Origin of the sequence: Micromonospora sp. NPDC047740, from assembly GCF_043204735.1 — a bacterium.
Lineage (GTDB): Bacteria > Actinomycetota > Actinomycetes > Mycobacteriales > Micromonosporaceae > Micromonospora.
Genome location: NZ_JBIDCT010000009.1, coordinates 23,138 through 37,099, shown reverse-complemented (window position 1 = coordinate 37,099; position 13,962 = coordinate 23,138). Strand labels below are relative to the sequence as shown.

Here is a 13,962-nt window from a genome sequence, read left to right as displayed (position 1 = left end):
CCGGCGGGCCATGCAGTCACGACGGAGGTAAGGCCGAATAATGTCCAACTTCCCGTTCCTCTCGGTGCTGACCGTGGCGCCGCTGGTGGGCGCCCTGGTGGTGGCCCTGCTGCCGCGCCGCAGTCCGGACCTCGCCAAGCTCGTGGCGTTCGCCTGGTCGCTGCTGGTGCTGGTGCTCTCGGTGGCCATGTGGATCGCCTTCCAGGTGGACGGCGACCGCTTCCAGTTCCGCGAGTCGTACGCGTGGATCCCCAACTGGGGGGTCAACTTCACCTTCGCGGCGGACGGCATCGCGCTGGTCATGCTGATGCTGATCGCGATCCTGGTGCCGCTGGTGATCCTGGCCTCCTGGCACGACGCCGAGTCGTCCAAGCGCTCGGTGCCGGTCTACTTCGCGCTGCTGCTCGTCCTCGAGTGCACGATGATCGGCGTCTTCGCCGCCGCCGACGTCTTCCTGTTCTACGTGTTCTTCGAGGTCATGCTGGTGCCGATGTACTTCCTGATCGGCAGCTACGGCGGCCACCAGCGGCAGTACGCGGCGGTCAAGTTCTTCCTCTACTCCCTGGTCGGCGGTCTGTTCATGCTGGCCGCGGTGATCGGCCTCTGGGTGGTCGGCGGGAAGACCTTCGACTGGCAGGCACTGAGCCAGGCCGACCTCCCCACCGACACGGCCCGCTGGCTCTTCCTCGGCTTCTTCCTCGCGTTCGCGATCAAGGCGCCGTTCTTCCCGTTCCACACCTGGCTGCCGGACGCCGGTGGCGCGGCCCCGGCCGGCGCGGCGGCACTGCTGGTCGGCGTGCTGGACAAGGTCGGCACCTTCGGGATCCTGCGATACTGCCTGCCGCTCTTCCCCGAGGCGTCGAAGTGGTTCGCCCCGTGGGCGCTGGCGCTGGGCCTGATCGGCATCATCTACGCCGCGCTGCTGGCGGTCGGGCAGAACGACCTCAAGCGGCTGGTGTCGTACACCTCGATCGCGCACTTCGGCTTCATCGGGGTCGGCATCTTCGCCTTCACCACCCAGGCCGGCACCGGCGCGGTGCTCTACATGCTCAACCACGGCCTGGCCACCGGCCTGCTCTTCCTGGTGGTGGGCATGCTCATCGCCCGCCGCGGCTCGGCGTTGATCAGCGACTTCGGCGGCGCGGGCAAGCTGGTCCCGGTGCTGGCCGGGGTGCTCTTCTTCGCCGGTCTGGCCTCGCTGGCGCTGCCCGGCACCGCGCCGTTCGTCTCCGAGTTCCTGGTGCTGATCGGCACGTTCACCACCAACAAGCCGGTCGCGGTGATCGCCACGCTGGGCATCATCCTGGCGGCGGCGTACGTGCTGTGGATGGTGCAACGCACCACCCAGGGCACGCTCAACCCGGCCCTGACCGAGGTCGACGGCATGCGCCGTGACCTGAGCCTGCGCGAGAAGGTCGTGGTCGCCCCGCTGATCGCGCTGATCGTGCTGCTCGGCTTCTATCCCAAGCCGGTCACCGATGTCATCAACCCCGCCGTCCGGGCGACCATGCAGGACGTCGGTCGGACCGACCCCGCCCCGACGGTCGGCAGCGTCCAGGAGGCCGCGAAATGACCGAGCTGAAGTTGCCGTCGATCGACTACGCGGCGCTCGCCCCGATCCTGATCATGTTGGGCGCGGCCCTGTTCGGCGTCCTGGTCGAGGCGTTCGTGCCGCGTCGGCTGCGCAACCCGGTGCAGCTGCTGCTCGCCCTCGCGGCGGTGCTCGCGGCGCTGACCATGGTGATCCTCAACGCCGACGACCGGCTGATCACCGCCGGGCACGCCATCGCGGTGGACGGGCCGACGCTCTTCCTCCAGGGCGCGATCCTGATCCTGGCGGCCATGGCGCTGCTGCTCATCGGTGAGCGCGCCGTGGAGCGGGGCGGGGCGTTCGTGGCCCACGCCGCGGTGACCGCCGAGTCGGTCGACGACCGGCGGCAGGCCGCGGGAGCGGGCGGCACCACCGAGGTGTACCCGCTGACCACGTTCGCGATCGGCGGCATGCTGATCTTCGTGGCGGCGAACGACCTGCTGACCATGTTCATCGCGCTCGAGGTCTTCTCGCTGCCGCTCTACCTGCTCTGCGCGCTGGCCCGCCGCCGGCGGCTGCTGAGCCAGGAGGCCGCGCTGAAGTACTTCATGCTCGGCGCGTACGCCTCGGCGTTCTTCCTCTTCGGAGTGGCGCTGGTGTACGGCTTCACGGCCGGTGTGCCGGACCGCGCGGCCGGCGTCGACTTCGCCACCGTGCACGCGGCGGTCGGCGAGTCCTCGTCCAGCCAGGTGCTGCTCTTCGCCGGCATGGCGCTGCTCGCCATCGGCCTGCTCTTCAAGGCCGCCGCCGCGCCGTTCCACGTCTGGACGCCCGACGTCTACCAGGGCGCCCCGACCCCGGTGACCGGCTTCATGGCCGCCTGCACGAAGGTCGCCGCCTTCGGCGCCCTGCTGCGGGTCTTCCACGTCGCCTTCTCCGGGGCCGCCTGGGACTTCACCCCGGTGCTCGGGGCGGTTGCGGTGCTGACCATGCTGGTCGGCGCGGTGCTGGCGGTCACCCAGACCGACATCAAGCGGCTGCTCGCCTACTCGTCGATCGCGAACGCGGGCTACCTGCTGGTGGGGGTGCTCGCGCCGGGCAGGGACGGACTGTCAGGCACGATGTTCTACCTGGTCGCGTACGGTTTCTCGGTGCTCGCCGCGTTCGCCGTGGTGACCCTGGTCCGGGACGCCGACGGGGAGGCCACCCACCTGTCCCGCTGGGCCGGGCTGGGCCGCCGGTCGCCGTTCTTCGCCGCGATCTTCACCTTCATCCTGCTGGCCTTCGCCGGTATCCCGCTGACCAGCGGGTTCACCAGCAAGTTCGCGATCTTCGCCCCGGCGTTGGACGCGAACCAGGCCTGGCTGGTGATCGCCGGTGTGCTGACCAGCATGGTGCTGGCCTTCCCGTACCTGCGGGTCGTGGTGATGATGTGGCTCTCCGAGCCGGGCGACGCCACCCCGACGGTCACCGTGCCGGGTGCCCTCACCTCGGCGGCGCTGGTCATCGGGGTGCTGGCCACCCTGGTCCTGGGGGTCGCCCCGGCACCCCTGCTCGATCTGGCCACCGGTGCCGCCGAATTCGTGCGATGACCGAGGTTCTCCCTCCGGGGGCCGGTACGCCTGGCGTACCGGCCCCCGTCGTATCCCCTCTTCGGGCAGGTCGAACGGGTGTGGCATGGTTGAAGGCGTGGTGATTCCGGCTGGCGAGCGTTCAGGTGCCACCGGCTCCGGCGGTCGCCGGGGTCCGGAGAGCACGGGTCAGTTCGGCGCGCTCGGCCTGCACCTCGCCGACCCGCACGTCGAGGCGTCCGTGCTGGGTCTGCTCGAGCGGGTCGAGAGCGAGCTGCGGGCCAGTGTGGCCAGTGCCGACCCGCTCGTCACCGAGGCGGCCCGGCACCTGGTCGAGGCCGGCGGCAAGCGGTTCCGCCCGCTGCTGGTGGCGCTGGGCGCCCAGTTCGGCGATCCGAGCGGTGCCCAGGTCGTACCGGCCGCCGTGGTGATGGAGCTCACCCACCTGGCGACCCTCTACCACGACGACGTCATGGACGAGGCGGCGGTGCGCCGGGGCGCGCCGAGCGCCAACTCGCGCTGGACCAACTCGGTCGCGATCCTGGTCGGCGACTACCTCTTCGCCCGGGCCGCGGACATCGCGGCCGACCTGGGCCCGGAGGCCGTACGGCTGCAGGCGCGCACCTTCGCCCGGCTGGTGCACGGGCAGATCGCCGAGACGGTCGGCCCGCGGGACAGCGACCCGGTCGCGCACTACCTGCACGTCATCGCCGAGAAGACCGGCTCACTGATCGCCACCTCGGCCCGCTTCGGCGGCATGTTCGGCGGTGCGTCCGCCGAGCACATCGAGGCCCTCGCCGGGTACGGCGAGATCATCGGCGTGGCCTTCCAGCTCTCCGACGACCTGCTCGACATCGCCTCCGAGTCGATGCAGTCCGGCAAGACGCCCGGCACCGACCTGCGGGAGGGCGTACCGACCCTGCCGGTGCTCTATGCGCTCGCCGGGGACGATTCCGACGCCGCGAGTGTCCGGCTGCGAGAGATCCTGGCCACCGGTCCGCTGGTCGACGATGCGCTGCACGCCGAGGCGCTCGGCCTGCTCCGCGAGTCCCCGGCGCTCAAGCGGGCCCGGGAGACCGTCCGCAGCTACGCCGAGGACGCGAGGGCGCAGCTCGCCCCCCTCCCCGACGGCCCCGCCCGCCGCGCCCTCGAGTCCCTCTGCGACTACATCGCCGACCGCACCAGCTGACGCCCCCCGCGTTGATCATGAGGTTGGCGGCGATGTTGATCGCGATGAGTGCCGCCAACCTCATGATCAACGGAAGTGGTCAGGGGGTGGGGTGGGTGAGGAGGCGGCTGCCGGTGAGCATGAGGAGGGCGGCCAGCAGCATCGAGGCGGCGGCCGCGGTCCACATGGTGGGGTAGCCGAGCGCGCCGGCCAGGGTGCCCAGGCACAGCGGGCCGAGGCAGCCGCCCGCGTACACGCCGGTCTGGGTGATCGAGGTGGCGGCGGCCGGAGCCTGCGGGTGGAGCCGGACCACCGCGAAGTTCATCAGCCCGGGCCAGGCCCAGCCGAGGCCGAAGCCGAGCAGCACGCCGACGACCAGCGGCACCGGCCCGGCCACCGCGAGCAGGGCCAGCCCGACCGCACCGACCACCAGCATGCCGGCGATCAGCGCGACGTGTCCGGTCTCCCGGCGGTCGGCGAGCCAGCCGGTGCCGATCCGGGCCACCACGCAGACCGCGCTGCCCAGGGTGAGCGTCAGGCCGGCCAGGGCCGGTGACAGCCCCCGGCCGGCGGACGAGTCCACCAGGAAGGTGCCCAGCGCGTTCGCCGCGCCGGAGGCCAGGGTGGCGGCCAGGCCGATCACCACCAGCGCCACCGTGGCCCGGCCCGCCCGCCCGCCGGTGGCCGGTCGTGCCGGGTCGCGCTCCTGCTCGGGCACGGCCGGCAGCGCGGCCAGCGCCGCCCCGGCGGCGGCCACGAACGCCCACCGCCAGCCGGCGGTCAGCGCGATGGTGGGCACCGCCGCACCGGCCAGCAGGGTGGAGACCGGGATGGCGGCCTGCTTCACCCCGAAGGAGAGCCCCTGCCGGTGGGCGGGGACGTGCCGGGCCAGCGCCGCGTTGCTGGCGAGCTGTCCCAGGGCGTTCGCGGCGGCGCTGAGGCCGAGCAGTGCGACCAGCACCGGGTACGACCGGGCCAGTGCCGCCACGGCCAGCAGCGAGCCGGCGGAGAGCACGATGGCGGCGCGGGCCACCACGGCGGAACCGTACCGCTCGACCAGCGCGCCGGAGGGGACCGAGGCGAGCGCGCTGATCCCGAAGTAGACCGCGACGGCCAGCCCCAGCCCGGCGGGGGAGAAGTGCAGCTCGTCGCCCATCTGCACGGCGAGGCCGCCGACCAGGAAGACGGGCAGGACGCAGGCGATGGTGGTGGCGATGGCGCCCGCGCTGGCGCGGACGGTACGGCGGGACGTGGGCGGCGAGGGGTGCAGCACGGTCTCAGTCATGGCCAGGCAAACCTACGCCGGTCACGTTTCGGCGACCGCCGTCACGTTTTGGCAGCTGATCGTGTCTGTCGGTGCACGGTCTGTGCCCGGTGATCTGGCATCCTCGATCCGAACAGGCATTTCGCGCGCGGCCTGTTTTTCATATGGTGTAAGTCCCCGGCGGCGGAGGTGGTTGTGCGCGACCCCTTGGCGGAACCTTCGGACCTGATCCGAAGTGTCTCCCGCGCGCTTCGAGTGCTCGAGTCGGTCGGCCGTGCGCCGAGGGGACTCACCGTCAAGCAGATCGCCCGCCGCTGCGAACTGACCGTCGCCACCACGTACCACCTGGTGCGCACCCTGGCGTACGAGGGATACGTGATCCGGCGGGAGGACGGGACGTACATCGTCGGCCTGGAGGTGGCCGACCGGTACCGGGAGCTGGTGACCGCCTTCCGGGGGCCGCCGGCGGTCGGCGAGTCGCTGCGGCGAGCGGCCGCGGACACCGGCTGGAGCCACTACCTGGGGCGCTTCGTGGGCGGCCAGGTGGCGGTCACGGCGGTCGCCGAGGGGCCGCGCTCGCCCTATCTGGAGGACCTGGTGCCGGGCTTCGACGAGGGCGCGCACGCCACCGCCCTCGGCAAGAGCCTGCTCGCCACGCTCACCCCCGAGCAGCGCTTCCGCTACCTGCGCGAGTACGGCATGCGCCCGTTCACCAGCGCCACCCTCACCAGCCCGGAGGCGTTCGAGGCGGACCTGGCGGCCGGTGACCGGCGCGGCATGCAGTTGGAGCTGGGGCAGTTCCGGCAGGGGGTGGCCTGCGCGGCGGTGCTGGTCACCCCGGACAAGGACATCGAACGCCGGGTGGTGCTGGCGTGCGCGCTGCCGGCCAGCGAGATGATGACCTCCGCCCGGGTGGTCCGGGCCAAGCTGCTCGCCGTGGCCCGCGCGGTGGCCGACGGCATCGCCGCCGACACCTGAGTACGCCGAAGGGCCCCTCCCGGCGGGGGAGAGGCCCTTCGGGAGCGGTCCAGCGCCGGACCGCTCGGGGTGGGGTCAGCTGCCGATCGGGCCGCCGTCGAGGCGCCAGGTCACCACCACGCCGGGCTTGGCGAAGTCGCCGTCCGGCCAGGTGGAGGCGGGGTTCTCCACCGACGCGCCGGTGATCTCGCCCGGGTGCTGCACCGCGACGAAGACCGAGCGGTTGTCGTTCGTGATGAACGGGCCGCAGGTCTCCGCGCCGTACGGCACGGTGAGGAACTGCTTCAGGTGGCCCCGCTCCGGGCCCTCCAGCGCGGTGGCGAACAGGCCGTCGTTGCTGCCCAGCGCGTTGCCGTCGGTGGCGATCCAGAGGTTGCCGGTGGCGTCGAACGCCACGTTGTCCGGGCAGGAGATCGGCGAGACCTTGGTCTTGTCGTACCCGGCGAAGTGGGTGGACGCGTCGGCCGGGTCGCCGCAGACGATCGGCAGCGACCAGGCGAAGGACTCGGCGGTGTTGTCGTCGCGGTCCTCGACCAGCTCCAGGATCTGCCCGTGCTTGTTGAGGTTACGCGGGTTCGCCTCGTCGGCGCCGGCCTTGCCGGCCTTGCCCCGGTCGGTGTTGTTGGTCAGCGCCACGTACACCTTGCCGGTGAGCAGGGACGGCTCGACGTCCTCCGGCCGGTCCATCTTGGTCGCGCCGACCTTGTCGGCGGCGAGCCGGGTGAAGGTGAGCACGTCGGCCGCGGTCATCCCGTCGACGTACGAGCGGTTGCCGCTGACCAGCTTGATCCACCGGCCCCGGCCGTCGAAGGCCCCGTCGGCGGGGAGCTTGCCGGTGCCGTCGATCTCGGCGGCGCTGTTGCCCGTCAGGGCGGCCACGTAGAGCGTGCCGGACTCCAGCAGGGTCAGGTTGTGCCGGCGGGCCACCGAGGAGCTGCCCGGCATGAACTTCTTGTCCGAGACGAACTTGTAGAGGTAGTCGAACCGCTCGTCGTCGCCCATGTACGCGACCACGCGGCCGTCCTTCGCCACGATGACGTTGGCGCCCTCGTGCTTGAACCGGCCCAGCGCGGTGTGCTTGCGCGGCTTGCTGTCCGGGTCGAACGGGTCGATCTCGACGATCCAGCCGAACCGGTGCGCCTCGTTCGGGTGCTTCGCCAGGTCGAAGCGCTCGTCGGCGCGCTCCCACTTGCGGCTGCCACTCGGGTAGCGCGAGTCGGTCGGGATGCCGTACCGGGCCAGCTTCGGCTTCAGCTCCGCCGGCGCGCCGTCGCCGCCGACGAAGTACTGGTTGAAGTTCTCCTCACCGGAGAGCACGGTGCCCCACGGGGTGACCCCGCCGGCACAGTTGTTCAGCGTGCCGATCACCGTACGGCCCTTCGGGTCCGCAGCGGTGCGCAGCCAGGCCGAGCCGGCCGCCGGACCGGTCAGCTCGAACTTCGTGGCCAGCGCGGTGACCCGCCGGTTGTACCGCCGGCCGTGCTTCACCGGCCGCCACTGTCCGGTGCTCTCCACCCGCTCCAGCTCCACCACGGACATGCCGTGCGCGGCCATCGCCACCCGCAACTGCTCCACCGAGAGCGCGTCCTGGCTGGTGAAGCCGGGGAACATCAGGTCCTCGTTGGTGTATTCGTGGTTGACCACGAGCAGCGCCCGCTTGCGGTCGATGGGCAGCACGCCCACGAAGTCGTTGTTGTAGCCGAACTGCTGCGCCTGCGCAGCGGCGGTCTGGCCGTGCAGGTCGAACTCGGGCGCGCCCTGGACGACCGGGTCGCCCCACTTGATCACGACGGCGTGGTCGTACCCGTTCGGGACGACCAGGGCGTCGAGCCTGTTCGGCGGGATCGGCTTGAAGGTCAGCGCGCCGCTGCCCACCCCGCCCTGCGGCGCGGCGGCGTCGCCCGCGGCGGGAACGGCCGGCGCGGCCGGCGCGGCGGCGGCCGGGGCGGCGCCGGCCAGCGCACCGGCGACGCTGCCACCGAACCCGAGCACCAGGGCGCCGACGGCGCCGGCCCGGACCACGCCGCGCCGGGACACCTCGGCGTCGACCAGGTCCCCGAAGTACGGGTTGTCGGAAGCGTTCGGCACCGGGTGGTCGCAGGCGTTGCCGCAGCGGTACAGACAGGTCATCGCATCACGGGAGCCGTGCCGGGTGGCGCCCAGCAGGGGGAGCAGCCGGGGACGGTCGCTCATCGGAAGGTGCCTCCTGGGAAGACGTGGATGGCGCGCCCGGGATCGTCCGCGCGCGTACCGGCCGGACGCTGCCAGGGCGCGGTGAGCGGGTGTCGGCCGTAATGTGAACCACTCGTGAACACCTGCGGTGTGAGCTGGGCTGAACCGAACGGCGTCACTACACGTATCCAGGAATGAACGCACCACCGGACTCGTCGTACGGGAGCGAGGAGACCGCCATCAGCGACCACGACGCCCAACTGCTGCGCGCCCTGCACGACGAGCATGCCGACGCGCTTTTCGCGCACGCCCTCCGGCTGGTGAACGGCGACCGGCCGCGCGCCGAGGACCTGGTGCAGGAGACGCTGCTGCGGGCCTGGCGGCACCCCGAGTCGCTGGACCCGGCCCGGGGGTCGGTGCGCGCCTGGCTGTTCACCACCGCCCGGAACCTGGCCATCGACGCCTGGCGGCGCCGCTCCACGCGGGTCGGTGAGGTCTACACCGACGAGTTGCCCGAGCCGGTTGACACGGCGGACGAAACCGAGCGCGCGGTGGAGGCGTGGACCGTGGCGGAAGCGCTGAACCGGCTGAGCCCCACTCATCGTGAAGTTCTGGTGGAGTGCTTCTACCAGGGGCGGTCGGTGGCGGAGGCGGCCGCCCGGCTCGGCGTGCCGCCGGGCACGGTCAAGTCGCGTACGCACTACGCGCTGCGCTCACTCCGGTTGGTCCTGGCCGAGATGGGGGTGACCCGATGAGCCGCTGCGAGTTCGCGTACGACGACGGCGCGTACGTGCTGGGGGCCCTCGCCCCCGCGGAGCGGGCCGCCTACGAGCGGCACCTGGCCGGCTGCGCGGCCTGCCGGGAGGCGGTGGCCGAGATCGCGGTGCTGCCCGGCCTGCTGGGGCGGCTCGACCCGGCCGGGCTGGAGCAGTTCCTGCCGTCGGCGTCGGAGGCCTCTCGGCTGCCCGCGCTGCTCGACGCCGCCCGGGAGCAGCGGCGCCGCGAACGGTCCCGGGCACGCCGGCGGTACGCGCTGAGCGGGCTCGCCGCAGCCGTGTTGGCCGTGCTGGCGGGCGTCGGGGTGAGCCTGGTCCGCCCGGCCACCCCGTCGGCGCCGCGGGTGGCCCTGGCCGCGATGCGGCCGGTCGCCGGCCCGGTCCCACTGCATGCCGAGGTCGGGCTGACCGACAAGAAGTGGGGCACCGAGGTCACCCTGCGCTGCGGGTACGACCAGCGGACGGGTCACCGGGAGGCGTACACCTTCCGGCTGGTGGCGCACGGCCCGGACGGCGCGACGGAGCAGGTCGCCACCTGGCTGGCCGCGCCCGGGGACGACCTCCGCATGGTCGGCGCCACCCACTTCACCCATGGCGAACTGGTCCGCCTCGAACTGCTGCGCGCCGACGGCACTCCCGTCCTCGCCTACGACTTCCGCTGAGGACCGGTCAGCGGGTCGCGGCGGGGACCGGGGTGGTGGTGGCGGCGCGCGCCTCGGCGCGGGTCCGGCGGGCGTTGCGGTAGGCGTCCGCGGTGAAGATGACCAGGGCGAGCCAGACCAGGGCGAAGCCGGCCAGCCGGGCCGGCGGCATCGGCTCGTGGTAGATCAGCACCCCGGCGCCGAGCTGGAGGATCGGGCCGACGTACTGCAGCATGCCGAGGGTGGACAGCGGCAGCCGGTTCGCCGCCCCGGCGAAGAGCAGCAGCGGGATCGCGGTGGCCGCGCCGGCCAGCACCAGCAGCAGGGTGTGCGCGGCCGACACCTGCCCGAACGTCGCCGCGCCACGGTGCGCCAGCCAGCCCAGATACGCCAGCGCGGGCAGCGCCAGTACCGCCGACTCGACGAAGAGTCCCTCCGCAGCGGGCAGCGCCAGCCGCTTTTTGACCAGGCCGTACCCCGAGAAGCTGAAGGCCAGGACGAGCGCCAGGTAGGGCAGCCGGCCGTAGTCGACGGTGAGCACCGCCACCGCGAGGCCGCCCACCCCGAGCGCGACCCACTGCGCCGGGCGCAGCCGCTCGCGCAGCAGGAAGACCCCGATCAGCACGATGACCAGCGGGTTGATGAAGTAGCCGAGGGCGGTCTCCACCACCCGGTCGGAATTCACCCCGTAGATGAAGGTGCCCCAGTTGACCGCGATCAGCGCGGCGGCGGCGCCGATGCCGGCGAGCGCCCGGGGCCGGCGGGCCAGCGCCCGCAGAAAGCCGATGTTGCGCAGCGCGGCCAGCAGCAGGGCCACGAAGACCACCGACCAGACGATCCGGTGCGCGAGGATCTCCATCGGGCCGGCCGGCCGGAGCAGCTTCAGGTAGATCGGGAAGAAACCCCAGATGAAGTACGCGCCGAAGCCGAACAGGTAGCCGAGGCGGGTCTGGTTCACGCCTCCACCGTAAGTGGTGAATCGGCACTCTGATCCTTTCCGGTGACCTGGCTCACCGGCGCTGCCCACGTCATCCACATGTCGGGTTCGACCGGGGTGAAGCCGACCTTGGCGTACACCCCGTGCGCGTCGGCGGTGGCCAGCACGATCCGGCGTACGCCCAGCTCGGTCAGGTGGTCGCGGACCGCACCGGCCAGCCAGGTGCCCAGCCCCCGGCCGCGCTCGGCCGGGTCCACGTAGACGTCGCAGAGCCAGGCGAACGTGGCCCGGTCGGTGACCACCCGGGCCACGGCCACCTGCTGCCCGTCACCGGGCCGGTAGACACCGAAACCGAGCGAGCCGGCGAAGGCCCGCTCGACCGTGTCCCGCTCACGCCCGAGCGCCCAGTAGGCGTCGGTGGAGAGCCAGTGGTGCACCCGGTCGAGGTCGAGCCGGGTCGGATCGGTGCTGAGGTGGTAGCCGTCAGGGCGGGTCAGGGCGAACACGCCTGCCACGCTAAGCCCTGTCCACCCGCCCCTCACCAGCCAATTCCCGCCCACTGGCCTGGCCGGTGGGCGGGAACCGACGGGTGCTGGGGATCAGTCGCGGTCGAGGATGGCGCCGAGGATCCAGGTCACGATGCCGACGAAGAGCGCGCCCAGCACCGCGGCCGGCCAGAAGCCGTCCACGTGGAAGGGCAGCCCGGCCTGACCGGCGATCCAGCTCGTGAGCAGGAAGAGCAGGCCGTTCACCACCAGCGCGATCAGGCCGAGGGTCAGCAGGTAGAAGCCGCAACCGACGGTCTTGATGATCGGCTGGAGCACGGCATTGACCACCCCGAAGATCGCCGCGACCAGCACCAGCGTGATCACCTTGTCGGTGACCGACTCGGTGTTCAGCGTGATGCCCGGGATGAGCAGCGCGGCCAGCCAGAAGGCGACCGCCGTGGTGGCCAGCCGGATCAGAAGACCCTTCAGAAAATCCATGGCCGGGATCGTGCCACGGTCCGTCCACCTGGGGAACCCGGGAAGATCGACGAATCGCGGCCGGATCAGCGGCGTACCGGGCGACCGACCAGTTGCGACTCGATCGGCGTGGGCGAGAGCAGCGCCCAGCGCAACGCCCGCCGGTTCACCACGGCGACCATGTCGTCGCGGATCCGGGTCAGCCACTCCGCCGAGCCGCCGAGGCCGAGGGCCGTGCCGGCCAGCGCCGCCTCCGCCGGGTCGAGCGGTTGCAGGATCGCCAGGTCGGCGCGGGCCAGCGCCGCCGAGTCCGCCGAGGTGAGTTCGCCCCGGACCACCAGGACGGACCGCCAGGGCGCCTCCGGCCCGGCCTCGGGCGACACCGGCCCGGCGTCGACCACCAGCAGCAACGGTGGCAACGGCGAACCCGATGCGCCGCCCACCGGCCGCCCGGGCGGGATCAGCGGCACCGCCCCGCCCACGCCCCGCACGAACGGCTCCCACACCCGGGGCCGGGCGGTCTGCACCACCACCCGGGCGCCCAGCGCCAGCGCGCGTAGTGCGATGAGCTGCGCGGCGCGTACCCCGCCGACCAGCAGCAGCCGGGTCGCCCCGGGCCGGAACAGGCGCACCGTCACCGCCCCGCCGCGGCGGTTGGTGCCCACCATCAGCCCCGACTCGCCGAGGGAGAGTTCCAGGTCGGCCGGGGCCGGGGCGACGCCGGCCGGGGCCGCCCCGAACGGCAGGGTGGCGGCCAGGCCGGCCAGGTGCTCGCCGTCGAGCCGCCGGACGTCCGCGCCGAGATCCCCGGCCAGCCGGCGCAGCTCCCGCTCGGCGACCGACAGCTCCGCGGCGGTCCAGGCGGCCAGCCGTACGGTCAGCCCGGCCGGCACCGGTGCGGAGTCGGTGCGCGGCCCGACGCAGAGCGACACGGTGGTGGCCGTGGCCGGCAGCGCCAGTAGCCGCGACACCAGCCCGCGGGCGGCGCCGGTCCGCGGGTCCGGCCAGCGCCGCAGCCGCCAGGTGGCCTGGGCCAGCCCGCCCGCCGTCAGCGTTGGCCAGCTCTCCCGGACCGGCGCTCCGACGTCGTGGTGGGCCAGTTCGGCGACCACCCGGAGCGCCGCCGGCCCGCCCAGCGGGCGGCCGGTCAGCGGGCCGAGGCGGCGGACGATCCGCCGGACCGTGCCGGACAGGGTGCGCCGTAGTTCCTCGTCCGACCAGCCGTCGACGCGCAGCACCCGGACGGCGAGCACCGCCCGGGTCCGGCCCGCCAGCCGCCCGTCGGTGAGCTGCCGGTACGACGTCCCGGCGGTGCCGGCCCCGCCGGCCGGGGCCGGGGACGCGGCGAGCAGGAGCTGGATCCGGACCGGCGGGCCCTCCGGGCCTGATGGGGGCAGCAGGGACAGCGGTGCGGGGAGGGCCTGCGGGCCGTCCCCGAGCAGGTCACCGGGGTCGCCGATCTCCAGCAGCGCGGTCATCCCGGCGGCGTCGTCCAGCACGGCGGCCGGACCGCCGGCCAGTTCGGCCGCGCGTACCGTCGTGCCGGGCGCGACGAGCTCCACCAGCGCCGCCGGCCCGGCCGCCGCGGGCAGGGCGCGCCGCCGGGTCAGGTGCCCCAGACCCACCAGCAGCCACTCGTAGAGCCACCGGCCACGGAACCGCACCCATGCGGCAGGGAGCAGCAGCGCGGCCAGCAGCAGGGCGGCAGCGGTCACCGCCACCCCCCCGGCCGACGGCCGCGACCAGCGCCGCCACCGCGATCTGTGCCGCCACCACCTGCCCGGCCCGTACGGCGGACACCGTCCACTGTGCCGCCCTGGCGGTCGCCGGCGCAGGCCGTCCGGTCGCGACCGCCGTCATCGGACCCTCCTGGTGCGCGGGGCTCGCCGACCCGGCTCACTCCTCGCGCTCACGGTGACCTTCCTGGTTCGCGGCTGCGGGGCTCGCAGATTCGGCTCA

General features: G+C 73.1%; 11 protein-coding genes and 1 pseudogene. 6 read left to right on the top strand and 6 right to left on the bottom strand.

Features of this window, described 5'->3' with window-relative positions; translation table 11 throughout:
• Positions 1–40 precede the first annotated feature (40 nt).
• The 3 genes from ACGF4F_RS17905 (at position 41) to ACGF4F_RS17895 (ending at position 4,291) form a co-directional block, all read left to right on the top strand.
• A complete protein-coding gene (locus tag ACGF4F_RS17905) occupies positions 41–1,573 on the top strand; it encodes an NADH-quinone oxidoreductase subunit M (protein ID WP_073834089.1) in 1,533 nt (510 codons plus the stop codon).
• Positions 1,570–3,123 carry an NADH-quinone oxidoreductase subunit NuoN gene (nuoN, locus tag ACGF4F_RS17900; protein WP_357434737.1) on the top strand — a complete coding sequence of 518 codons (1,554 nt, stop codon included), beginning with the start codon at positions 1,570–1,572 and terminating at the stop codon, positions 3,121–3,123. The genes ACGF4F_RS17905 and nuoN overlap by 4 nt, the downstream gene beginning before the upstream one ends.
• Positions 3,124–3,208: 85 nt before the next feature.
• Positions 3,209–4,291, top strand: a complete 1,083-nt coding sequence (locus tag ACGF4F_RS17895) for a polyprenyl synthetase family protein (protein ID WP_357434738.1) — start codon at positions 3,209–3,211, stop codon at positions 4,289–4,291.
• A gap of 79 nt (positions 4,292–4,370) precedes the next feature.
• On the opposite strand, the gene ACGF4F_RS17890 is transcribed toward ACGF4F_RS17895, so the two are convergent.
• Positions 4,371–5,555 (bottom strand): MFS transporter, encoded by a 1,185-nt coding sequence (locus tag ACGF4F_RS17890; RefSeq protein WP_357434739.1) that lies wholly within the window; start codon positions 5,553–5,555, stop codon positions 4,371–4,373.
• 174 nt (positions 5,556–5,729) lie between these two features.
• Between ACGF4F_RS17890 and ACGF4F_RS17885 the strand changes: the two genes are divergently transcribed.
• Positions 5,730–6,512, top strand: coding sequence for an IclR family transcriptional regulator (locus ACGF4F_RS17885; protein ID WP_148799720.1), 783 nt, complete (start codon positions 5,730–5,732; stop codon positions 6,510–6,512).
• A 75-nt stretch (positions 6,513–6,587) separates the two neighbouring features.
• On the opposite strand, the gene ACGF4F_RS17880 is transcribed toward ACGF4F_RS17885, so the two are convergent.
• Entirely contained in the window at positions 6,588–8,705 is a 2,118-nt protein-coding gene (locus ACGF4F_RS17880; RefSeq protein WP_357434740.1) for a PhoX family phosphatase, read from the bottom strand.
• Between the two features lie 239 nt (positions 8,706–8,944).
• Here ACGF4F_RS17880 and ACGF4F_RS17875 point away from each other — a divergent pair, with 239 nt between their 5' ends.
• Together ACGF4F_RS17875 and ACGF4F_RS17870 are read left to right on the top strand one after the other, a co-directional pair.
• Positions 8,945–9,439, top strand: a complete 495-nt coding sequence (locus ACGF4F_RS17875) for a sigma-70 family RNA polymerase sigma factor (protein ID WP_357434788.1) — start codon at positions 8,945–8,947, stop codon at positions 9,437–9,439.
• A complete protein-coding gene (locus ACGF4F_RS17870; RefSeq protein ID WP_357434741.1) occupies positions 9,436–10,122 on the top strand; it encodes a zf-HC2 domain-containing protein in 687 nt (228 codons plus the stop codon). Before ACGF4F_RS17875 ends, ACGF4F_RS17870 begins: the two co-directional genes overlap by 4 nt.
• Before the next feature lie 7 nt (positions 10,123–10,129).
• On the opposite strand, the gene rarD is transcribed toward ACGF4F_RS17870, so the two are convergent.
• The 4 genes and pseudogenes from rarD to eccE form a co-directional block, all read right to left on the bottom strand.
• A complete protein-coding gene (gene rarD, locus ACGF4F_RS17865) occupies positions 10,130–11,059 on the bottom strand; it encodes an EamA family transporter RarD (protein ID WP_357434742.1) in 930 nt (309 codons plus the stop codon).
• A complete protein-coding gene (locus ACGF4F_RS17860; protein ID WP_357434743.1) occupies positions 11,056–11,544 on the bottom strand; it encodes a GNAT family N-acetyltransferase in 489 nt (162 codons plus the stop codon). Before ACGF4F_RS17860 ends, rarD begins: the two co-directional genes overlap by 4 nt.
• Before the next feature lie 93 nt (positions 11,545–11,637).
• A complete protein-coding gene (locus tag ACGF4F_RS17855; protein WP_073838920.1) occupies positions 11,638–12,024 on the bottom strand; it encodes a phage holin family protein in 387 nt (128 codons plus the stop codon).
• Between the two features lie 65 nt (positions 12,025–12,089).
• Positions 12,090–13,863: pseudogene (gene eccE / locus ACGF4F_RS17850) on the bottom strand (type VII secretion protein EccE).
• Between the last annotated feature and the right edge of the window lie 99 nt (positions 13,864–13,962).